This is a genomic window from Bacillus cereus (assembly GCF_015071065.1).
Lineage (GTDB): Bacteria > Bacillota > Bacilli > Bacillales > Bacillaceae_G > Bacillus_A > Bacillus_A cereus_BA.
The window spans coordinates 139,243-161,006 of record NZ_VOVA01000008.1 but is presented as its reverse complement, the minus strand read 5'-3'; the positions used below and the strand labels follow the sequence as shown (position 1 = coordinate 161,006).

Sequence of the window (21,764 nt, the reverse complement as noted above, 5' to 3'; positions counted from 1 at the left end):
TAGTTTGGATATTTTTCAGTATTTAGAGGAAATGCAGGAAGATGTATTTTCGTTATCGGTATCTCAAATAGAATCGAAGTATTATGATATATGTCGAACACTAGCGTCAAGTGAGGATGCGGAGCGAATTAAATTGATTCCATTAGATTCATACAAGGAAAGTATGAGAATAGGTTTGAAAGAAGCGTTAGAAATTGCTGAGAGTGAAGAAGCAAAGGCGATTTATTTTGAATATGATCTTGATAATGAGTGGGATAGTCAGTTCTATATTTGTGACGATTACATGTTTCTTGAAGAAGATGATGAGGATTGGGCAAGTGATTGGACGGATGAAATAGAAGGGCCATCTTTAAGAGAGTTAGCTGCTATTTATGTTGAAAATGGCTTTGATTCAGATGAAAAGGCTATAGGTATAACTTTAAATTTAATTGCAAGAACAGTGTGTAGTTTTATAAGTGCATGTGGTGGATTACAAAGTAATATTCCAATTTGCATTGGATTCCACGATCAAGATCCAATTATGCGAACAGGCAGAGACTAAGTCTCTGCCTGTTTTTTTTTTTATTACGTTCTCTTTTCAAAAGTAGTAATTATAACACTGCATATAATAAGGATACCACCAATGAAAAAGTTACTGCTTAACGTCTCATTTAATAGGAGCCAGCCCAGTAGCGAACCAACTATGGGTTGAAAGAAGAAAAATAATGAACCGATGCTAGCATCCATTAATTCTAACCCTTTATTCCAAAGGAAAAATGCACCTGCGGTTGAGACGATTCCTAAATAGAGTACGCCTAGTAATACGTACATGTTTATGTGTTCAATAGGATTTGATTGGAATTCCCATATCATAAAAGGTGTAATGAAAAAGAGTGAAAAGAATATTGCGTACGTTGTAATAATTAAAGATGAAAATCGAGCTGAAGCGATTTTTACATAAATGGACAGTAAAGCCCACGTAATAGCGGCCCCAACTAAAATGATTGAACCGATAAAATAGGAGCCAATTTCAATATCCCATCCGATAACGATAATGACACCGATTGTCGCTATTATAGTTGATAAAAGTCTACGAGCAGTTAGTCTCTCTTTTAAAATGAGCGCTGCAAATATAACCATAAATGCAGGTGTAGCTGATGTTACTAAAGAGCCGGTATGAGCGTCGGATAATTTTGTTCCGATAAATTGACATGTAATCGAAATGAAATACCCTACGAATCCAATCCAAGCGAATAATAGCCAATCTTTTTTGTGTATGGTTACTTTTTTCTTTTGCTTTTTTTCAGTTGTTTTCAAAATTACATATAAAACAACAAAAGCGATAATAAAGCGTAGCCAAACGAGTGTAAGTGGCGGGATAAAGTCGAGTACGTATTTACTAACGACATACATACCGCCCCAAATGCTTGCTACTAGTGATAAACATATAGCTCCTAAAATTGTTTGTTTCATTTAAAGTACCTCCGTCTATTTTTAGGGTTATGATATATTCCCTAAGACGAGGCATAGTGCACTTGTTATATGAATGCCCGTCTTAGATTATAGACGGCCTACAGGTTGATCGTTTTCGAATGAAGTATTGTAGTACATGAGCGCAGTCTCCTTTCTGCTTTTAATGATATTATAACTTAATTTTCTGGTTATTGTAGAGCGTTATGAAATTGTGTATAACAAACCATCACGTTTGACTGTACAGTTTATGTATTGTATGATAATAGTAATATAAACAAGGGGGGAAGATCGTTGGGAAGGTGTATCGAATCGGACAGTTGGCTCTCATGGCTCACGTGTCGAAACGAACGATTGATTATTATACGAATCTAGGAATCTTAAAAGCGGAGCGATCTCAATCTAATTATCGCTATTACGACGAAACAGCATTTGAGACATTACAATTTATTGAGAAGTGCAAAGAAATGCATATGCCGCTTTGTGAGATTAAAGAGAGAATCGAGGAGAAGAAAAAGCTGCTCGGTATCAATGAACACGTTTCGAAACAAGTGAATGAAGTGACAGACCATATTCATAGATTAGAAGCAGAGTTAACGGAGTTAAAGCCTCTTTTAGATGAATTGACTGATTCACAACGTGAAAAAATATCGAAATCTTTATCAGGTCAAACGACAGCTTTAATACAGACACTTGCTCTATTATTATAGAATAAGTGAAATCCGACCTCTTTAATTTTTGTATCGGGCTATGTTTTCTAACGAACAAATAAGAAAACATTATAGTATACAGGAGGTGGACACCTTAGTTTTTTAACTAAGGGGATTCATTGGAAATATTTAATTTAGTCATGGTTGCGATTTTAATCGCATTTACTGGATTTTTCGTAGCAGCAGAGTTTGCGATTGTTAAGATACGTTCAAGTCGCATTGATCAGCTTGTTGCGGAAGGGAAACGCGGTGCGTTAGCAGCGAAAAAGGTAACAACAAATTTAGATGAATATTTATCTGCTTGTCAATTAGGTATTACAGTTACAGCGATGGGACTTGGTTGGTTAGGTGAACCGACAATAGAAAAATTATTACACCCATTATTTGAGAAATGGAATTTAAATCCGTCTATTTCACAAGTAGTAACGTTTGGTCTTGCATTTATGACGATGACGTACTTGCACGTTGTAGTTGGGGAGTTAGCACCGAAAACAATGGCAATTCAAAAAGCTGAAAGAGTAACGTTATTATTGGCAGGGCCGCTAATGATGTTCTATAAAGTAATGTATCCATTTATTTGGGTACTGAACAGTTCAGCTCGTGTTGTAACTGGCTTATTCGGTTTGAAACCAGCTTCTGAACATGAAGTAGCTCATACAGAAGAAGAGTTACGTCTTATTCTTTCAGAGAGCTATGAAAGTGGAGAAATTAATCAAGCTGAATACAAGTATGTAAATAATATCTTTGAATTTGATAATCGCATTGCGAAAGAGATCATGGTACCGCGTACAGAAATCGTTGGTTTCTATCTTGAAGATTCAGTAGAAGAACACATGAAAGTAATCCAAAATGAAAGATACACACGTTATCCGATTTTTGGAGAAGATAAAGATGATATTATCGGTATGGTCAATGTAAAAGATTTCTTTATTCGATATATGAACAACGATAAAGAAGATTTATCATCGATTCGCACGTATATGCGTCCGATTATTGAAGTTATGGAAACAACTCCAATTCATGATTTATTACTGCAAATGCAGAAGAAGCGAATTCCAATGGCTGTTTTATATGATGAGTACGGAGGGACAGCTGGAATTGTAACGCTTGAAGATATATTGGAGGAAATCGTCGGCGAAATTCGTGATGAATATGATGAAGATGAAGCACCACCAATTCAACATGTGAACGAGTATCACAAAATTGTTGATGGAAAAGTGCTTATCTCAGAAGTAAAAGATTTGTTTGGATTACACATTGAAGAAGATGATGTGGATACAATCGGTGGATGGATTATGATGCAAAATCATGAAATTGAAGAAGGACAATACGTTGAAGCAGAAGGCTATGAATTTAAAGTGTTAGAAAAAGATGCTTATCAAATTAAACGTGTTGAAATTCAAAAAATGGAACAAGAACAAGAGAAAGCAGCAACTGTGTAAGTTGCTGCTTTTCTTCTAGCGCATAATAAAATGTGAAATTAGGAGCGGATATTTTGATTCAAGTAGCCTTACGTGTATATCGATTACAATTGTATACGATCTTTAGTGGTTTACTACTAATGTGGGCGGTTACTCCGTTTGGAAAACAAGTGACAGGGTTCGGTATTGGTTTAGCAGTTAGCGCATATTGTCTTTGGCTATTAGCTCGCAGAGTTGAGAAACTAGGAAGAAGTATTGTGCTGAAAGAAAAGGCTCCTGGATTAGGGGTTTTAAACCGATTTGCAGCCGCAATATTAGGGGCTATCATTATGTTTGAAATTGAGCATGAAATGGAAATGTGGGCATTTGGTACTGGAATATTAGGTGGACACTTTTTAATGATTGCGAATTTAGCCTATGCAAATATGCAGTTAGTGAAAGAAGAAGAGAAGCAAAAGGCAAATGCTTCGAAAAACATAGAGCTATGATGAAAGGAACCTAATCGGGTTCCTTTTTTGGTGTTTGAGAATAAATTGCGTAATAGTTAATATAATATGAGCGATTCAATGATGACAATCGAATTAACGACAAATATAATACGCTTCTTTTTTAGGTTTTTCAATAGTATGAAAAAAAAATTAAAAAAAATTAAAAACCCATCGATTTCTAAAGCTTTTGTATGTTATTATGACAAAAGACTTTTTGAAAGAGGTGGCTATCAATGTTACAAGCGTTACTTATTTTTGTGCTTCAAATTATTTATGTTCCAATTTTAACAATCCGTACGATTTTGCTTGTAAAGAATCAAACAAGATCCGCTGCTGGTGTTGGATTGTTAGAAGGAGCTATTTACATTATTAGTTTAGGGATTGTATTTCAAGATTTATCAAATTGGATGAATATTGTTGCCTATGTCATTGGCTTTAGTGCGGGACTATTATTAGGCGGTTATATAGAGAATAAATTAGCAATTGGATATATTACTTATCAAGTTAGTTTACTAGAGCGTTGCAATGAATTAGTAGATGAATTACGCCACTCTGGATTTGGCGTTACAGTATTTGAAGGTGAAGGAATAAATTCTATACGTTATCGCTTAGATATCGTTGCGAAGCGTTCAAGAGAAAAAGAACTTTTAGAAATTATTAATGAAATTGCACCGAAAGCTTTTATGTCTTCTTATGAAATCCGTTCGTTTAAAGGTGGATATTTAACGAAAGCGATGAAGAAGAAAGATCATCATGCATCATAAATATAAAGGGGAGGAGCTGAAAAGCTTCTCCCTTTTCTGTATTTTAGATAAATACCTTTGGCGATTTTACGGTCCTTAAATGATTTAATTGCAATCCTTTAAAATTGCTCCGTATCTTCACGGAGGAGTGTGCTTTCTTTAGAGATAAGTTCTTTATTTTTTAAAATATGAAGTGAGATAAAGCCAATAAATCCAAATGCACCGAAAATAAGCCAGGGTACATACATTCCTTGTAAGTTCGATGTAAACCATGTCCCTGTATAATTACCAATTATAAAACCAAATGCGAGTGAAAGTTGATAAAATCCGAAATAAGCAGCTGTGTACGATTCGTTACTGTAATTCGCAATAGCGATGTCAGCGTTAGGTAATACGAGCGTTTCGCCGATTGTAAATAAAATTACACAAATAAATAACCAATATGGATGTTGGAATAAAGGAATGAGTAAAAATGAAATCCCCATTAATAAAACACCGTATTTAATAATAGAGAGTGTATTGTATTTATGAAAAATCTTGCGGAATAATATCATAAATATGACGCCTGTTATTGCATTCATTGTTATAACTAATGTAGCGAGCTGGTTGCTATGACTAATGTTTTTCATATGAAGTGGAAGTGCGACAGTAAGCTGAGTAAACATAATGTAGAAAAAAATCATAATGAATGAAAATAAAAGAAAGGTTTTATTTTGTAAGATAACTTGTATTCCTAATGTAATTGACGTGTTTTCAGTAGAAACTTGGAAGTGTTTTTTTAGCAAATAAAAGATAAGAGCGAATAATAGCATAAGAGATCCTGTTAGCGCGAAAGCGTATATCGGATCTAGTAGGAGTAAGAGACCTCCTGCAATTGGTCCAATTATCGCGCCGCAATTAAAACTAAGGTTTAAGTATGTAAATAAATTTTTTCTCAAATGAGCTGGTTGTGAACCGAATATGGCGCGAGCTGCAGGTTCGTAAAATGCAGTCCCAAAGCCAATGAGTGCGGAAGAAATAGAAATTGTATAGAAATCTGAGCACATTCCTAAAAAAATAAATCCGATTCCTCTTAAAAATAATCCGGCTATCATCATAATGATATAGCCTATTTTGTCAGCGATTAATCCTGAGAATAAAGGGATAACTCTTGATGTGATTGTCATAATCGTTAAAACTGTCCCTACTTGTACAGCTGAAAAGTGGAGAAAGTTTAATAGATAAATAGCTAAAAATGCATATACCGCAAAGTACCCAAAAGCCATAAAAAATGAAGAGATGAGCATGAAACGTATCGGTATTGAGAAATTTTTCATAGAAATCCTCCTGATTGTGTAACCAATAAAATTAATTACTGGTTAACGATTTTATATTATAATTATACATAAAGTCAGAAAAAAGTAAATTTTAGAAAGATGGTGAATATCTTTGAGTCAAAATCAAGAGGCCCCAAATCAGCTTGAGATAATTAGGGAGTTTTTAAATACATGGAGAATACCAAATGATACAAGAAGTCCTATAGATCGGTTTCAGACGGTAGATGATGTTATAACATTTAGGGAGAAATATTGGAAAGAAGAGTTTTCGTTTCATACGTTGGACGAGTTAAAGCAATTTAGAGAGGATATTCGTCGTGCTGTTGAAGAGCAGGGAACGTTGCAAAAGTGGTTTGAGAAGTATCCATTCAGAGTATGTGTGGCAGAAAATATGGAGGATATCGCATATGAGCCGATAGGAGAAAATAATTTGTATACGAAGATGTTACAAATTATTTTGAAGGCTATTAATCAAAAACAATGGGGCCGATTAAAAGCATGTCCAGATTGTCGCTGGGTCTTTTACGACCATTCTCGTAATGGAAGTAAAAGATGGTGTGGCATGTATGCAGGAGGGGAAGAAGGCAGGGCTTGTGGTACAATCGCAAAAGTGAAAAATTACCGAGCGAAGAGAAAAGGAAGATCAGATTATAACGGTTAATTAGTATAGGGAGAAGAAAAAGAGAGGAGAATGTAGGGGATGGAACAAACAAAAATGTTACAAGTGAATAAAAGGTGTTGGAACATAGTAGCACCTCATTTTTTTCAAGTAGATTGTCTACCTAAATATGGACCGTATACGGCCTCAGAAGACGAGATCCATTTATTTGATTCAATTGAGAATAAAAGCATTCTTGATATCGGATGTGGTAGCGGACATTCTTTGGAATATATGGCGGAGCGTGGTGCGAAAGAGCTATGGGGACTCGATCTTTCAGAGACACAAATTGAAATAGCAAATGAAACGTTAAAAGATTGGAAGCCCAAGTTAATATGTGCTGCGATGGAAGAGGAGCTAAATATTCCAGAAGAACATTTTGATATTGTATATTCCATCTATGCATTAGGATGGACTTCTAATTTAAGAAAAACATTGGAATTGATTTATTCGTATTTAAAGCCAGGAGGAAGTTTTATTTTTAGCTGGGAGCATCCGGTATATTCAAACTTACAGTATGGAACAGAAGAAATTGTTTTACGCTCTTCATATCATGAGGAAACTCCTATTACATTTGAAACATTTAAAGGAGAAGAAGTACAAGCGACATTATATAGGAGAAAAATGAGTACGTATATAAATGAGTTAAATAGGGCGGGATTTATAATTGAGAGGATAGAAGAGCCTGAACCATCTCGTGCATTTGATAAAGAGATAGCAGATCCGTCTACGAAGTACTATTCTTTATATAAAGCTAGAATGGTGCCGACTACTTTTATAGTGAAGGCGAGGAAGTAAAAAATACAGAGTACACCGAAAAAGGTGTACTCTGTATTTTTATTGCGCTATTGCTTATCTTTTTGGCTGAAAAATATGCTGAAAGAAGTATTTGTGATGTAAGTTATCTACAACTTTATTTGCTTGATATGTGCGGTGTTGTTCGAGTCGAAGTCTTTGCTCCATCATTTTTATGGCGTGATCTGATAAACGTAACATTATACCAGTCTCCTTTTCTATAAATATAGTTTTCTAATTGATATCGATTCCATATTTATAACTAAGGAGGCAAAGTGTGTAACATAGGCAAAAAGCACCTTCCTCTCCCATTACGCTTACGAGGTTAGCTGTCGGACTCGGGAAGTGAGAGTGTCCCTACTTAAAAAAGATTCGCCCCAAGTAGCAAAAAGCTACATAAATGGTTCCCCCGCTCCAAAATTTGGACTCAGCAAAAGGTTTTATAAAGTAAAAAATAACATAAATAAACAGTTAAGTCAAACTATTTTGTGTATTATGTCTTTTTAATGAGGTCAAAACTACTCCATCAGGAAGCACGATATCTTGAATTTCAATAAAACCATGTTTTTTATATAGAGAAAGAGCAGGCGTATTGTTCTTCCCTGTTTGTACAATATACGTTTTTGAAGAAGAGAACATGTCAAATATAAAAAGTAGTAACTTAGTTGCTATCCCTTTATGGAAATGATTGGGTGAGACCACTAAACGATAGACATCAACTACATCTTCATCAACTTTAAAAGAAATAAATCCAATGATTGAATTTTCCAGGAAATATCCATAAAATGTCTCGTCGCAGTTCTGAATATCCGTTACAGTATCGTATAAACGGGGGATGGCCGTACTATTTATGTATTTTGCTTCAATTTTGTAAGCTGGAATTTGAATGTTTAAAATAGACAAAGCAGTATCATAAGAGTTTACTATTAATTTTTGAATCATAAATAATAACTCTCCTTTTCCCTGTATTTTCATGCGTTTGACAAGATTTTTCATCTCTGGATATAATAATTATAAGGGTTACGTAATAAGTTAGGTGGTAAATAGATTTATTCTATAATAGAAATGGAGGACTAAAGATGGGATGGATTATCACATTAATAGTTGGTGCTATTATAGGTGCAATTGCTAGTTCTATAACCGGTAAAAATTTTCCAGCTGGTATGTTTGGAAATATAATTGCTGGTTTACTAGGAGCTTGGTTAGGCAGTAGATTATTTGGATCTTTTGGGCCATCATTTGGTGGGATTCATGTCGTGCCGGCATTATTAGGGGCAATTGTATTAATTCTTATTGTATCATTTGTAGTAAAAGCTGCAAGGAAATAAAGGCTATTACTAATTATTTCATAAAGCCCTTTTTAGGGCTTTTCCTAATTAGAGAGGTGGTACACTTGGAGAAAGTGAATATAAGAAAAAGAGATAAGTTGAAAAAGTTTTTTAAAGAACAAAATTATTTAGCTGTACTACTTGGATTCGCGTTGCTGTTTGTAAATATATTATTACTGACAAAAATATCATTCGTCTTTACACCGTTCGTCGTATTTTTAAAGACAATCTTTTTCCCAGTATTATTAGCGGGAGTCCTATTTTATATTTTGCATCCATTCGTTTCTCTTTTAGAGAGAAAAGGTGTGTCGAGAATTGTGTCAATTGCCTCGATATATATACTTGTTCTTGGATTATTTGTTTTTCTTGCGGTGACGGTTATTCCGATTATTAAAGATCAAGTAAATGCTTTAATAGATAACTTGCCATATTTCGGGCATGAAATCGAAAGGGCAGCACGTAAATTTGGAGAAAGTAATGTCATTGGTAGAATGCAGGAAAGTTTAAATATTGATGTTGCTAATATCGTAAAAGATTCTACAATGAACTTTACAAAATCATTATCATCAGTGACAGGAAATGTAAGTGGATTTTTAAGTACACTTACTGAAGTTGTTTTAACATTTGTAATGGTACCATTTATATTGTTCTATCTTTTAAAAGATGGTGAGCAATTACCGAATCATTTTTTAAAGTTTATATCTGAGCAAAGACAACCAGCTGCGAAGAGAATACTAGATGATATGCATTATGCGATTAGTTCGTATATTAGAGGCCAAATTATTGTTAGTTTATTTATTGGTATTATGCTATTCATTGGTTATCTAATAATCGGCATTAAATACGCTGTATTACTTGCTATTTTGGCGATGATTGTAAACGTTGTTCCATATGTAGGCCCTATTATTGCGATAACACCAGCGTTAATTATTGCATTTATTGACTCACCAGCAATGATTTTAAAAGTAATTATTGTCATGATGGTTGTACAATTAGCAGAGGGGAAATTTATTTCACCACAAGTAATGGGGAAAAAGTTAGACATTCATCCAATTACTATCATTTTTATTATTTTGACTGCCGGAAATTTATTTGGAATTATGGGGATTATTTTAGCAATTCCAGGATATGCGATATTAAAAGTGTTAGTTACGCATAGTTATAGATTTGTTAAGTTGAATACTTAAGAAAGGCAGATGTTCCAAAAGTCTACTCGGAACATCTGCCTTTTATTATATAGGTCACTATCATTGTCAATCTTTGCCGGTAAATCGATACTCGGTGCAGAATCGTTGATATAATTTTTTAAACAGTAAGTGGAAATTAGAAAAGGATGTTACCTAGTCAAAAGCTTTGACTTATGTGACATCTTTTTTATTGCGAAGAAATTCCAAAGTTGCACATAACATTAGACAGGACAAGTGAAAATTCCTGCTATATAAATCAGAAAATTCAGGTTTGTATTAAGGTGAAATGTGCTAAACTGTAAAAAATAACTAAAAAGTAATGAAAGAGAAGAGTACATATTCAAAACTTTTCAGAGAGCTGATATTTGGTGAAAATCAGTAAGGGATGAATATGGAATGGGCTCTGGAGCTTCTAGCTGAAATGAGTAGGCGAAGACGGTTACTTCACGTTAAGAAGTTGAAGTGAGCTATAATATAGCTAATTAAGGTGGTACCGCGGGAGTTTCTCGTCCTTTTTTTAGGATGAGGGGCTCTTTTTATTTTGAGAAAGGAGGAGTTAGAGTGAGTGGGAAAATTATGTTAACAGGAATTAAGCCAACAGGTTACCCGCATTTAGGCAATTATATTGGTGCGATTAAACCTGCATTGCAAATGTCAAAGAATAATGAAGGAAAAGCATTGTACTTTATAGCTGACTATCATGCATTAAATGCTGTTCATAATCCAGCAAAGTTCAGTAGTTATACGAAAGAGGTAGCGGCTACTTGGTTATCACTCGGCCTTGGAGAAGATGTTATTTTCTATCGACAAACAGAAGTGCCAGAGATTCTAGAATTAGCTTGGATATTAGCTTGTCTAACTCCGAAAGGTCTTATGAATCGTGCACATGCGTATAAAGCGAAGGTGGAGCAAAATAAAGAAGCGGGGTTAGAGATAGATGCTGGAGTTAATATGGGACTATATACGTATCCGATTTTAATGGCGGCGGATATTTTATTATTTCAAGCCACTCATGTACCTGTTGGAAAGGATCAAATCCAGCATATTGAAATTGCTCGTGATATTGCGACGTACTTTAATCATACATTTGGCATGACATTTACACTTCCGGAGTATGTGATACAAGAAGAGGGAGCGATTTTACCTGGTCTTGATGGAAGAAAGATGAGTAAAAGTTACGGGAATGTTATCCCGTTATTTGCAGAGCAAGAAAAACTACGAAAGTTAATATTTAAAATAAAAACAGATTCGTCACTTCCGAATGAACCGAAAGAACTGGAAACGTTATTTATGATTTATAAAGAATTTGCGACAGAAGATGAGATGCAGTCGATACGTGAAAAGTATGAGACCGGAATTGGTTGGGGAGATGTGAAAAAAGAGTTATTTCGCGTTGTAGACCGTGAGTTAGCAGATTCTCGCGAAAAATACGTTAAGTATATGAATGAGCCACATTTACTATATGAGGCGTTAGAAAAAGGTGCTGAGAAGGCACGAGCTATTGCGAGGGTGAATTTAGCGGAAATAAAAAAACGGATTGGATTTGAGAGGGAACGTTAAGCGTTCCCTTATTTTTGCTGGAAATCTGCAATAATCCTCTCAATAACGGGAGGAAGATTGCTAGGCAACTCATCAAGCGGAAAGAAACGTAATTCTTTTGATTCAGTTTGGTCACATACAAGCTCACCTTGAAATTCACGGCAAATATAAACAACGAGTACACCATGAACTTGATCGCCGTTTGGATAGGTTTGAAAAAATTCTGGGCCAGAATATGTACGGAACAGTTCTGGATCTTTGATAATAAGTCCAGTTTCTTCAAATACTTCGCGTTTTAAAGCATCTTCTAATGTTTCGTTATATTCTAAGGCACCACCAATAATACCCCAGCGATTAAAATCTGTACGGAGCTGCAGTAATATTTCATTATTTTCATTTAATATAATTGCGTGTGACCCTATTAAAATGAGCGGATGATTTCCTACTCGTTGTCTCATGTCTTCAATATAACCCATATTTTTTCTCCTTGTACTTAATAATAGTTGGGCAGTTCCTTTAACATTTTTTCCGTCTTATGTGCGGTAAAAGCTAAGTTGTGATCATTTTTTGTTCTAAAGAATAATGTACGTAAAAATGTTTTAATGTTGGCGCATAAAATGCAATATTCATTGAGAGAAAGGCGTTTTCTAATTTGAGGAAGTCTCTGTACTTTTTTATGAATGATTGAAATCAAATCTTCTTGTGCAAAGTCATGATATACCATCGATACTAACGGAGTGACAACTCTTTCATCTTCATTATTATGATAAATATCTGCCGAAGTGAAGATTTTATTTAATAAACAATGTATCATTTCTTCATAACATTCAAAGGTAATATAGGAATTTTGGATAATTTCATTAAATGCATCAGAAACGTGTGCAATACAATGAGCCCAGCCTTTATCTTCAATATGTCCGCGGAAATCAGTCTCTAGATTTGTATATATTATGAGCTTTTGTTTTATTTCTGTAACATCCTCCTCAGTTAGAAAGTAGTGGGAGTTGGAAAATTGGAGGATTAAAGCAATTAACGAAACAGTATAAGAGCGTGTGAAAACCCCATCTGTATATGGGGAATTAATATCAAAATATAAGTATTCATCGCTTAAACAAGTATGTAAAAGTAGTTTAAGTTGATCATCGAGTAGAAGCTCATAGTGAATAAAGTGAGAAAAACAATTATAAATTAGCTGATAGCGAATGTAACTGTCAGTAGTTCCAATGTACTGAAGCATAGTTGTTGTTAACTCATTTATATCTATATGTTGCATTTGCGAATAATCATTTTGTTGTATAAGCTCTAACTGTTGTTGCAGCGCTGTAATATCCAATGGAGAACCTCCTCCGCACTTTAAAGATGCGATCTTTTCTAGTATTCTATATATTCAAGGACAATCCTGCTCATGCAAGGAGAACGAACTTAAATTCAAGTATTACATAGATGAGGGAAGAGTATGACGATGATAGAACAGTTAGAAAAACATTTTAAAATAAGAAGAAGTGCTTCTTCTATAACGATAAAAGAAAATAATGCTGAGGCTTTTACAGAAGAGCAATTAGAAGAGCTAATGCAATATTGCGTTGCTGAGGCTGAAAAAGAAGGAATAGAAAAACTACATTTTGAGATTTCTTCAAAAAGTCCAAATTATGATGTGTATAAGAAATGTTTCAGAACGTATTCATTTGAATATATTACCGAAAACATCATTGTATTTAAGGATATATACGAAGTAGAAGATATAGAAAGTGATATTGATTTTAAGCTTATTGAAGAGGTTGGAGAAGATGCTTTTTATTTACTGTGGAATGAAATGACGGGAGAACAAGTCGCTTATGATCAATTTATAAATATGATGGAACAAGAAATTGGTGGGCAGTGGAAAGAACATTGTTTAACAGCGAGTGTAGATGATAAGCCGATAGGAATTGTAATCCCACATATTGAGAGAGGTACGTTAGAAGAAGGGAAACTTATGCATTTCGCAGTCGCTCCAAATATGCGAAATAAAGGGTACGAAACAGCATTATTTACAGGGGCGATGTTTGTCTTAAAGGAAATAGGCGCATCTTATTATATTGGCGAGACAAATGTACAAAATGAGTGGATGAAGGATGTCTTTGAAAAGAACGGATGTCAGATGCTAAGTTCTACTGAGCGATATGTGAGAAGGGTTTAGAAGGATGAAAGATGTATACTCTCGAACTCATTTAGCGGGAATCCATGTACAAATTTTGAACAAGTAAAAGAACTTTTTGCATGTTTGTAAGATAAAAAGAAAAATCGAAACGACAAAGTAAGCTTTCCTATAATACAATAGAGAAGGATTAGACTATATGAAGAAAGCGTTGGTGAAAGTATGAAGCAACAAATAAATTGGCTACAAGCAACTGTAGAACGAAATGAAGATAACACGTTACATATAGAGTGGGAAAATAATATAGAAGAAGTTAAAATTTATTGGAGTACTTCACCAGATCATATTGAAGAAAATGGCGAATTACTTGCAACGGTAAATGGAAAATCATCCTATACAATTGAAAACTTAAGTGAAAATGAGCGTCCATATTTTAGACTAGTAGGAAGTAATGGACAAGCAGTTACAGTCGCGGAGCGCAGACTACCATTACAAGGTGCGTTTAACTTCCGTGATATGGGAGGATATGAAACGACTGAAGGCCGTAAAGTAAAATGGGGTAAATTGTATCGTTCTGAAGAATTGGCAGGATTAACAGAATGGGATATCGAGTATTTACAGAAGTCGGGCTTAAAATTAATTTGTGATTACCGTACAGATTTTGAAGTAAAGCATAAGCCAAACCCAGGTATTACAGGTGCTCGCCAAGTATGTTTACCAGTTATGCAAGACTTGGCGAAAGATTTAAATATAAATGAGTTTTTCCAAGTTGGTGACCTATCAATATTGGGGAAACCTGGTGAATATCTTGTGAAAATGAACCAAGATTTTGTAAGTGGTAATGAGGCATTCGTGAGCTTCTTACAATTAGCACAAGATCCGGAAAACTTACCGTTAGTAAACCACTGTACTGCTGGAAAAGACCGTACTGGATTTGGTTCAGCGTTAGTATTACTTCTATTAGGTGTACCGGAAGAAACAGTAATGGAAGATTATTTACTAAGTAACGGTTTCCGTGAAAAATTAAATGAAAAAATGATGGCATTTTTAGGTGCAAAATTACAAAACGATGAAAGTAGAGCAATATTAGGGGCGATGTTTGAAGCGCGTGCTGAGTATTTACAAGCCGCTATTGACGAAATCCAAAAGCAATACGGATCAGTTGAAGTGTATGCTGAAAAAGCTCTTGGCTTTACGAAGGAATCGTTAGAGGAAATGAAAGTATTATTGTTAGAAGATAAATAATGAGGAGGGAGGCTGGTTTGGATTAGCCTCCTTTTCTTATTGTTGATATAATTTTGTTTATGAGGATGCTGTGCACCGTGGGGGAATGGGTGAAAAGAACATACGAATCGGGGGATAAGATGATTCATACAAGTTTAAAAGCAGAAGAGTTAAGGGGAAAGCTAACAACAATATTAAGTCAAGAATATAAGGAATTAGCTGTTCAGGATTTAAAGGTGATTGGAACGGGGGTGCAAAATATCGTATTTCGCGGAGATTCAGAAAAAGGGCCTTTAGCATTTCGAGTGCCGTGGGAAAGAGAAGTAGAAAATATAAATGAAGATGTATTTAATAGTCGGATTTCGTTGCAAAAGGAAGCAGAGCTTTCTAAGTTTTGCAATTCAAAAGGCATTCCAGTACCAAGGATACACGGACTGCATCTTTCTACCGACCTTGATTTTTTGATTTCAGATTATGTGGCTACAGATCATATGCCTATTTCTGCGTATAAAATAGGAGAACTAGTTAATAAACTTCATAGTATGCCAATTGAAGATTTAAATTACGAGCAAAACATTAGAGAGCCAATTAGTAAGCATATAGCGGAACGAATTGTGAAAAGAGTAGAAGGTTTTAATACAATTACGAACTGTAGTGTGAAACTTCCAGATGCACAATCAATTGAACATATTCTTAGTAGGACTGATCATATAAAAAGTTTATTGCATATGGACATTCGACCGGCAAATTTAATTGGATATAACGGAGAAGTTAAAGCGATAGTTGATTGGGATAACGCATTAATTGGTCATCCGTTATTGGAGCTTATGAGAATAGCTGAAACAAATGAGGTGAATTGGGAAGATTTTAAAGATGGATATAAGAATGATAGTATCTTTAACGCTACTCCTCATATTGTGAGTTTGTTTTATAGATTAGATACAGCGGTCATGCTAGCAAACTTATTTATAGCACAGTTGAAAATAGAAGATAAAGGTGTATTTTATAAAGAGCGGGTTAAAGCACTTTATAATGAAATATATATAAGCTTATAATTAAGCTATGAGAATGAAGTTTTTAAAATAGGAATTGAGGCGAACATCATGAAATACAAAGTAATACTATTCGACGTAGATGACACATTATTAGATTTTCCTGAAACGGAAAGAAACGCATTACATAACGCGTTTGTACAGTTCGGCATGCCTACAGGGTACGATGATTATCTTGCAAGTTATAAAGAGATTAGTAATGGATTATGGAGAGATTTAGAAAATAAAATGATTACGCTAAGTGAATTAGCGGTAGATCGATTTAGACAATTATTTGCCCTTCATAATATAGAAGTAGATGCGCAGCAATTTAGTGATGTATACCTTGAAAACTTAGGGAAAGAAGTACATCTTATAGAAGGTGCAGTGCAATTATGTGCGAATCTTCAAGATTGTAAGTTAGGTATTATTACGAATGGATATACAAAAGTGCAACAATCAAGAATTGGAAATTCGCCTTTATGTAACTTCTTTGATCATATTATTATTTCTGAAGAGGTCGGCCATCAAAAGCCGGCACGTGAGATTTTTGATTATGCATTTGAGAAGTTTGGGATTACTGATAAATCAAGTGTATTAATGGTTGGAGATTCGCTAACTTCTGATATGAAGGGCGGAGAAGATTACGGCATCGCTACTTGTTGGTATAATCCGAGTTTGAAAGAGAACACGACTGGTGTTAAGCCGACTTATGAAGTGGAGAGTCTGCTTCGTATTATGGAGATTGTGGAAGAAAAAGTAGTTTCCTTCTCATAAGATTTCCATATTTTCGATTGGTGTCGGTAAATCGATATATTGGGAGTATGTTGTTTTGAGGGAATTCGCAAAGCAAAAATAACGCTACTATACGAAGGTCATTTACGTGTTATAATGCATGAATTAAATGTGTGTGTACACATAGTTTCTCAGAGTGATGCAATGTTAAGTATGAGCTGTGTAACAACTAGAGGTGAGTGAAGGATGTTAACGTTTTTATTTGAGTTAGACAAGGGTATTCCACAGAAGGATGAGCCACGGTATGTTGCTTATGCAAATGGCTTTATCGAAGGGGATTTAACGATTTGTGTGGGTGACAGAGTATTTTTTCAGAAGTCATGCATGAAGGTCGCAGAGCTGGGTATTTATTTAGGACAGTGGATGGAACAAGTTCAACACGGGCAGAACGTACATATGAACTATGAAACGGTTGACCGTGATGAGGTAATTCTTGGTTTCTTCTATGAAGAGGACAATCAGTGGAGAGTTTCTTCCAGTTGGCAAGAATTTGAACTTCAGGAGCGTATATCTACTACAACATTAGTAGAGAGCGTTCAACGCTATTTGAATGAGCTAAATAAGGAACTGCGCGCGATAGAATATCCTGTGACTTTTGATCAGTACTTAAGAGGAGAGCGAATGATGCAGCTTTCTTATAAACGACTGTGTGATAGTAAAGCGGACACGACGCCAGTAGAGGTTTACAATGGAAGCAAACAAGTAGGTGTAGTACGGGGCTATTATAAAAATATGTTGATGAAAGTGCTAGACTTTATTCCGAAAGTCGGTAGTAATATCATTTATGAAATAAAGGATAGTAAGGACAATATTCGCGTCATTGCAAAGGATGTAAGTAGGCAGCGCCAAAGAAAGATTTTAGTAACGTACATCGATAATAATGATGCAGAGCATGAAATACTTGTATGTGACGGAAAGTTATTAGATGCAAATTTCTTATTTACCTTTACATATAAGACAGAAGAATATGCTGTTCACAAAACTTCACTTGGGCTTGGAAAGTTATTACGAAAAGGTTATGTAATCGCAGATTGGAATATTCGTCTTGAGGAAGATACGTATTACATCGAGATGAACGTATATGATGATGATTATATAGAGGATCAATACTTACTGTTAGGTGTATTTCATGCTGTTTTGTATGGGTGATAAATTGAAACTATAATCAGTGGGATAAATGAGAAATACCGGTATTCTTTGTGAAAAGAATGCCGGTATTTTTTTATCCCGCACTAACGGGCAGTAAAACTCCCACCTCAAAATTTGGCTGGGGCAAAGAAGTTAGGTGGGAGATTAACTGCCCATAATTGCCCGATTGGTTCAACTAATAATCAGCGGGGGATGAACAAAACCCCCACTGATTAAAGTTTCACTTTATGTAATTCTGGTGATTTTGTGTACTTAATTAGTCCTCAAAAATAAAAACCTCATCAATCGTACTATGAAGTGCTTTCGCTATATCGTGAGCAAGCTGTAAGGAAGGATTGTATTTTCCTTTTTCGAGATGGCTAATTGTTTCACGGCGTACACCAACGATTTTCGCTAAATCTTCTTGTGTCATATTCAATTTGGCACGGTATTCTTTTATTTTCGTTACGAACGCCATGGTGCATCTTCCATTTCATCAACTGGTTTATCGTAAAAGAAGATTGAGAATCCAAATGTAAGAATGAGTGTGCTGAAAATAATGGCGATATCAAGTTCTTTTAATACTGGATTAGGAAATAGCATTTCAATAAAGAGAATGATAGTTGTTGTTAGTAATGTAATGATAAAGGCATTGCGGCATGATTTATTGACAATTTGTTCAAATAGCTCATCATGATGAACTTTTCTATACGTTGTGAAAAAGGAGAAAAAACAAAACATAGTAAACAATCCTTTTTCGTAAAAAAATCCGAGAAACCCGAAGAAACCGAGAAATCCTAAATATTTTATCCAAGTTGTTTTCACGCTGGAACCTCCATTCAATGTTATAAATATATCACATATAGAAATTAGTGGTAATAATAGTTTTGTAGTTTGTTTCATAATAATAGTAAAAAAGGTTAAATATTCTGTAAAATAAAAAGGGAAATATCGTAAAATGGATGTAAGGAGGGGGAAAAGAATGATAACTTGGATATTGATTGTATTATTACTTGTAGTAATCACTGTAATTGGAACGATATTAATTGGGCGAAATGGCGATGAAAATTATAGTAAATCAACGAAAGGAAATATTGGAAGGCTTACGATGATTTATATTATATTAGCCGTTGTTTTAATCGTTGGATTAGGAGTTTATATTTATTTTAAAGGTTGAAAAAACTGAAAAATATAAAAATCTAAAAATACAAGTATGCTATAATATTAATATAGTTATTTGGTAATTAAGGAAAGGATTGGATGGAATGATTGAAATTACGAATGTGTCAAAAAGTTATAATGGATCTTCATATGCAGTAAAAGATTTGAGTTTAATAGTACCTAGCGGAGAAATCTTTGGCTTTTTAGGACCGAATGGTGCTGGTAAATCAACGACAATTAAGATGATTGCTGGTATTCATGGAGTGGACAAAGGAACCATCATGATTAACGGTAAAGATATTATGAAAGAGCCGATGGAAGCGAAAAAGACATTTGGCTATGTCCCAGATAGCCCAGATATGTTTTTACGATTAAAAGGGATTGAATATTTAAACTTTATGGCTGATATGTATGAAGTACCGAGGGAAGTAAGACAAGAAAGAATAGAGTCTTTAGCGAAGAAGTTTGATCTTTATAACGCTTTATCTGATCAAATTCAAAGTTATTCACACGGTATGAGACAAAAGATTGTTATTATCGGTGTACTTTTACATGAACCGGATGTGTGGATTTTAGATGAGCCATTAACGGGACTTGATCCGAAATCTGCCTATATTTTAAAAGAAATGATGAGAGAACATGCAGATAAAGGGAAGATTGTATTTTTCTCTACACACGTATTAGAAGTAGCGGAAAAAATATGTGACCGCGTCGCTATTATTAATAAGGGGAATTTGCAGTTTAAAGGGAATTTAAACGAAATGAGAGATCATTTTAAATCCAATGAATCACTTGAAAAAATGTTCTTGGAGATGACGGGAAATGAGTAAAATTGGGACGTTAACGAAGGTATTATTGAAATTAAATTATGCAGATTTTATAACAGATAAAAAGAAACGATGGGCATATTTATTTTCATTTGCAGCCATTTTATTTGTAGGTTTTTTAATCTTCGGTTCGATGACCCATGGAATATATGAGGGAATGATACACCTCGGACAAAATCCAGGAATTGTTATTGCGATGGGATTAGCGATTGCTAGTATATGGGTATTTTTGATGAGTATTATGAACATTTTAACAGTGTTTTACTATAGTAATGATGTTGAAATGTTACTACCTTTACCGTTAAAACCAGCGCAAATTATTTCGGCAAAGTTCTTTACAGTGTTAATTACACAATACGTAATGAGCTCGTTTATTTTATTGCCTATCTTTATTACTTACGGTTTAAAGAGTGGTGCTTTCATTACATATTACATTTATATGATTGTCATTTACTTATTCTTCCCGATTATTCCGCTAGTTTTAGCTTCGTTAATTATGACAATTATTATGAGGTATACGAATATAGCGAAAAATAAAGATCGAGGGAATATATTCATTGGAATTGTAAGTATACTATTTATCGTAGGGATTAATGTGTTTATGCAATGGAGAAATAAAAGTGCAGTATCTGGAGCTGGAGATTCGGTTGCGAATTATCTTGCAAATAATGAATCCTCACTTTTCATACAAATGACAAATTATTTTCCAACTACATATTTTGGAGCGATGGGATTAGTAGAAAATGCATCGTGGAAAGGCCTATTATATGTTCTTGTTTACATTCTTATTTCTATCGCGTTCTTCGGGCTGTTTTATTACATTGCAGGGCGTACATATTTGAAAGGGGTTATTGGACTTTCAACGAGTACAGCAAAGAAAGAGGTAATTTCAGCAGAAGGTTTACAGAAATCCACGGTGCAAAGTTCGCATTTAAAAGCATATGTGAAAAAGGAATTTAAAACGTTATTCCGCACGCCACAATTTTTCTTAAATTGTATTGTGCAAACTTTCGTTATGCCAATTATGTTGTTCTTTGTTTTATTTGTACAAGATGGAAATTTAAAGTTTATTACGGAATATATTGATAATCCAGAATCAGCAGGTTTCGCAATGGGTGTTGGCCTTTGTGCATCCTTATTTTTAATGGGGAGTAATGTTATTGCAACAACGTCATTTTCTCGAGATGGAAGCTCTTGGTTTGTGAATCGTTATTTACCAGTAAAGGCATCGGATATCTTTTTTGCGAAAGCAATAACTGCTTGGTTAATTAATATAATTATTTTAGCAGTATTCGGTATTACAATGGCAGTTGTAGCAGGAGTATCTCCAGTCTTTATGATACTTTGGTTCTTGCTAAGTGCGAACGGGTTATTGTTAATTAATTTAATCGGTACGCGCTGGGATGCACAAACCGCAGATATACATTGGGATACAGAACAAAAATTATTTAAAAGTCGATACACAACTTTGTGGAATTTTTTAGCTAATATTTTAATAGCTTTAATTATTGTAGCGGGAGTAAGTGTATTATACTTCTTCCTTCAAGTAGGACTATGGATTATGTTTATTGTGTTATTTATATTGTTTACCATTGCCAACTTAATTTTAATTAAAATTTTAAAATTAGGTGCAGAGCGTATATTGTCAAATATTAATTAAGAAGATAGATCCTCTGTATTCGTGCAGAGGATTTATCCCGCATTAACGGGCAGTAAGACCTCCCACTCAAAATTAGGCTGAAAGCAAAGAAGTTAGGTGGAAATCAACTGCCCGTAAATGCCCGATTGGTGAGGGCTAATAATCAGCGGGGGATGAACCCCCTACTG

The 21,764-nt window shown here is 34.7% G+C and carries 26 protein-coding genes, 1 riboswitch and 1 other annotated feature; of the genes, 18 read left to right on the top strand and 8 right to left on the bottom strand.

All coding sequences use genetic code 11. The features are described from left to right. Positions 1-4: 4 nt before the first annotated feature. Positions 5-541: a hypothetical protein gene (locus tag FT637_RS19785; RefSeq protein ID WP_193647754.1), complete on the top strand. Its 537-nt coding sequence runs from the start codon at positions 5-7 to the stop codon at positions 539-541. Between the two features lie 23 nt (positions 542-564). Here the strand turns inward: FT637_RS19785 and FT637_RS19780 are convergent, their stop codons facing one another. Further along, positions 565-1,452, bottom strand: coding sequence for a DMT family transporter (locus tag FT637_RS19780; protein WP_193647753.1), 888 nt, complete (start codon positions 1,450-1,452; stop codon positions 565-567). A gap of 299 nt (positions 1,453-1,751) precedes the next feature. On the opposite strand from FT637_RS19780, the gene FT637_RS19775 reads away from it, so the two are divergent. The 4 genes from FT637_RS19775 to FT637_RS19760 all read left to right on the top strand — a co-directional run bounded on the left by FT637_RS19775 (position 1,752) and on the right by FT637_RS19760 (position 4,832). Beyond that, entirely contained in the window at positions 1,752-2,159 is a 408-nt protein-coding gene (locus FT637_RS19775; RefSeq protein ID WP_081338161.1) for a MerR family transcriptional regulator, read from the top strand. Positions 2,160-2,278: 119 nt separating this feature from the next. Continuing rightward, on the top strand, positions 2,279-3,601 hold the full coding sequence (locus FT637_RS19770; RefSeq protein ID WP_193647752.1) for a hemolysin family protein: 1,323 nt from the start codon (positions 2,279-2,281) through the stop codon (positions 3,599-3,601). Positions 3,602-3,654: 53 nt separating this feature from the next. After that, entirely contained in the window at positions 3,655-4,068 is a 414-nt protein-coding gene (locus FT637_RS19765) for an ATP synthase subunit I (protein WP_193647751.1), read from the top strand. A 233-nt stretch (positions 4,069-4,301) separates the two neighbouring features. Continuing rightward, a complete protein-coding gene (locus FT637_RS19760; RefSeq protein ID WP_193647750.1) occupies positions 4,302-4,832 on the top strand; it encodes a DUF2179 domain-containing protein in 531 nt (176 codons plus the stop codon). Between the two features lie 98 nt (positions 4,833-4,930). Here FT637_RS19760 and FT637_RS19755 read toward each other — a convergent pair whose 3' ends face one another. Further along, entirely contained in the window at positions 4,931-6,127 is a 1,197-nt protein-coding gene (locus FT637_RS19755) for an MDR family MFS transporter (protein WP_193647749.1), read from the bottom strand. 106 nt (positions 6,128-6,233) lie between these two features. Between FT637_RS19755 and FT637_RS19750 the strand changes: the two genes are divergently transcribed. Further along, entirely contained in the window at positions 6,234-6,788 is a 555-nt protein-coding gene (locus tag FT637_RS19750) for a CGNR zinc finger domain-containing protein (protein ID WP_413773237.1), read from the top strand. A gap of 39 nt (positions 6,789-6,827) precedes the next feature. Beyond that, positions 6,828-7,583 (top strand): class I SAM-dependent methyltransferase, encoded by a 756-nt coding sequence (locus FT637_RS19745; RefSeq protein ID WP_193647747.1) that lies wholly within the window; start codon positions 6,828-6,830, stop codon positions 7,581-7,583. A gap of 54 nt (positions 7,584-7,637) precedes the next feature. Here FT637_RS19745 and FT637_RS19740 read toward each other — a convergent pair whose 3' ends face one another. Both FT637_RS19740 and FT637_RS19735 read right to left on the bottom strand, forming a co-directional pair. Continuing rightward, on the bottom strand, positions 7,638-7,781 hold the full coding sequence (locus FT637_RS19740; RefSeq protein ID WP_000945246.1) for a hypothetical protein: 144 nt from the start codon (positions 7,779-7,781) through the stop codon (positions 7,638-7,640). Between the two features lie 97 nt (positions 7,782-7,878). After that, positions 7,879-8,023: riboswitch (cyclic di-AMP (ydaO/yuaA leader) on the bottom strand. Between the two features lie 28 nt (positions 8,024-8,051). Beyond that, positions 8,052-8,522 (bottom strand): GNAT family N-acetyltransferase, encoded by a 471-nt coding sequence (locus tag FT637_RS19735; protein ID WP_193647746.1) that lies wholly within the window; start codon positions 8,520-8,522, stop codon positions 8,052-8,054. 137 nt (positions 8,523-8,659) lie between these two features. Between FT637_RS19735 and FT637_RS19730 the strand changes: the two genes are divergently transcribed. From FT637_RS19730 to FT637_RS19720, 3 genes are all read left to right on the top strand, one after another. Continuing rightward, the gene (locus FT637_RS19730; RefSeq protein ID WP_193647745.1) at positions 8,660-8,908 is read left to right on the top strand and encodes a GlsB/YeaQ/YmgE family stress response membrane protein; all 249 of its coding nucleotides are present in this window, start codon (positions 8,660-8,662) and stop codon (positions 8,906-8,908) included. A 65-nt stretch (positions 8,909-8,973) separates the two neighbouring features. Next, entirely contained in the window at positions 8,974-10,095 is a 1,122-nt protein-coding gene (locus FT637_RS19725; RefSeq protein WP_193647744.1) for an AI-2E family transporter, read from the top strand. A 310-nt stretch (positions 10,096-10,405) separates the two neighbouring features. After that, positions 10,406-10,612: a binding site (T-box leader), on the top strand. A 5-nt stretch (positions 10,613-10,617) separates the two neighbouring features. Next, complete coding sequence (locus FT637_RS19720) at positions 10,618-11,655, top strand: tryptophan--tRNA ligase (protein ID WP_193647743.1); 1,038 nt, start codon at positions 10,618-10,620, stop codon at positions 11,653-11,655. Between the two features lie 8 nt (positions 11,656-11,663). Here the strand turns inward: FT637_RS19720 and FT637_RS19715 are convergent, their stop codons facing one another. Both FT637_RS19715 and FT637_RS19710 read right to left on the bottom strand, forming a co-directional pair. After that, positions 11,664-12,110, bottom strand: a complete 447-nt coding sequence (locus FT637_RS19715; protein ID WP_193647742.1) for an NUDIX hydrolase — start codon at positions 12,108-12,110, stop codon at positions 11,664-11,666. A 17-nt stretch (positions 12,111-12,127) separates the two neighbouring features. Next, positions 12,128-12,967, bottom strand: coding sequence for a DUF2785 domain-containing protein (locus FT637_RS19710; protein WP_193647741.1), 840 nt, complete (start codon positions 12,965-12,967; stop codon positions 12,128-12,130). A gap of 123 nt (positions 12,968-13,090) precedes the next feature. Between FT637_RS19710 and FT637_RS19705 the strand changes: the two genes are divergently transcribed. From FT637_RS19705 to FT637_RS19685, 5 genes are all read left to right on the top strand, one after another. Continuing rightward, positions 13,091-13,813: a GNAT family N-acetyltransferase gene (locus FT637_RS19705; RefSeq protein WP_193647740.1), complete on the top strand. Its 723-nt coding sequence runs from the start codon at positions 13,091-13,093 to the stop codon at positions 13,811-13,813. A 180-nt stretch (positions 13,814-13,993) separates the two neighbouring features. Continuing rightward, entirely contained in the window at positions 13,994-15,016 is a 1,023-nt protein-coding gene (locus tag FT637_RS19700) for a tyrosine-protein phosphatase (protein WP_193647739.1), read from the top strand. 89 nt (positions 15,017-15,105) lie between these two features. Then, on the top strand, positions 15,106-16,050 hold the full coding sequence (locus tag FT637_RS19695; protein WP_193647738.1) for a phosphotransferase family protein: 945 nt from the start codon (positions 15,106-15,108) through the stop codon (positions 16,048-16,050). Between the two features lie 48 nt (positions 16,051-16,098). Then, positions 16,099-16,803 carry a YjjG family noncanonical pyrimidine nucleotidase gene (locus tag FT637_RS19690; RefSeq protein ID WP_193647737.1) on the top strand — a complete coding sequence of 235 codons (705 nt, stop codon included), beginning with the start codon at positions 16,099-16,101 and terminating at the stop codon, positions 16,801-16,803. 204 nt (positions 16,804-17,007) lie between these two features. Continuing rightward, a complete protein-coding gene (locus FT637_RS19685) occupies positions 17,008-17,970 on the top strand; it encodes a cytoplasmic protein (RefSeq protein ID WP_193647736.1) in 963 nt (320 codons plus the stop codon). A 256-nt stretch (positions 17,971-18,226) separates the two neighbouring features. Here the strand turns inward: FT637_RS19685 and FT637_RS19680 are convergent, their stop codons facing one another. Together FT637_RS19680 and FT637_RS19675 are read right to left on the bottom strand one after the other, a co-directional pair. Further along, positions 18,227-18,427: a helix-turn-helix transcriptional regulator gene (locus FT637_RS19680; RefSeq protein WP_193647735.1), complete on the bottom strand. Its 201-nt coding sequence runs from the start codon at positions 18,425-18,427 to the stop codon at positions 18,227-18,229. Then, complete coding sequence (locus tag FT637_RS19675; protein ID WP_193647734.1) at positions 18,415-18,774, bottom strand: DUF3796 domain-containing protein; 360 nt, start codon at positions 18,772-18,774, stop codon at positions 18,415-18,417. Before FT637_RS19675 ends, FT637_RS19680 begins: the two co-directional genes overlap by 13 nt. A 157-nt stretch (positions 18,775-18,931) precedes the next feature. Between FT637_RS19675 and FT637_RS19670 the strand changes: the two genes are divergently transcribed. From FT637_RS19670 to FT637_RS19660, 3 genes are all read left to right on the top strand, one after another. Beyond that, a complete protein-coding gene (locus tag FT637_RS19670) occupies positions 18,932-19,126 on the top strand; it encodes a hypothetical protein (RefSeq protein WP_193647733.1) in 195 nt (64 codons plus the stop codon). Between the two features lie 88 nt (positions 19,127-19,214). Next, positions 19,215-19,940 (top strand): ABC transporter ATP-binding protein, encoded by a 726-nt coding sequence (locus tag FT637_RS19665; RefSeq protein WP_193647732.1) that lies wholly within the window; start codon positions 19,215-19,217, stop codon positions 19,938-19,940. Then, on the top strand, positions 19,933-21,597 hold the full coding sequence (locus FT637_RS19660) for a putative ABC transporter permease subunit (protein WP_193647731.1): 1,665 nt from the start codon (positions 19,933-19,935) through the stop codon (positions 21,595-21,597). Before FT637_RS19665 ends, FT637_RS19660 begins: the two co-directional genes overlap by 8 nt. Positions 21,598-21,764: the final 167 nt, after the last annotated feature.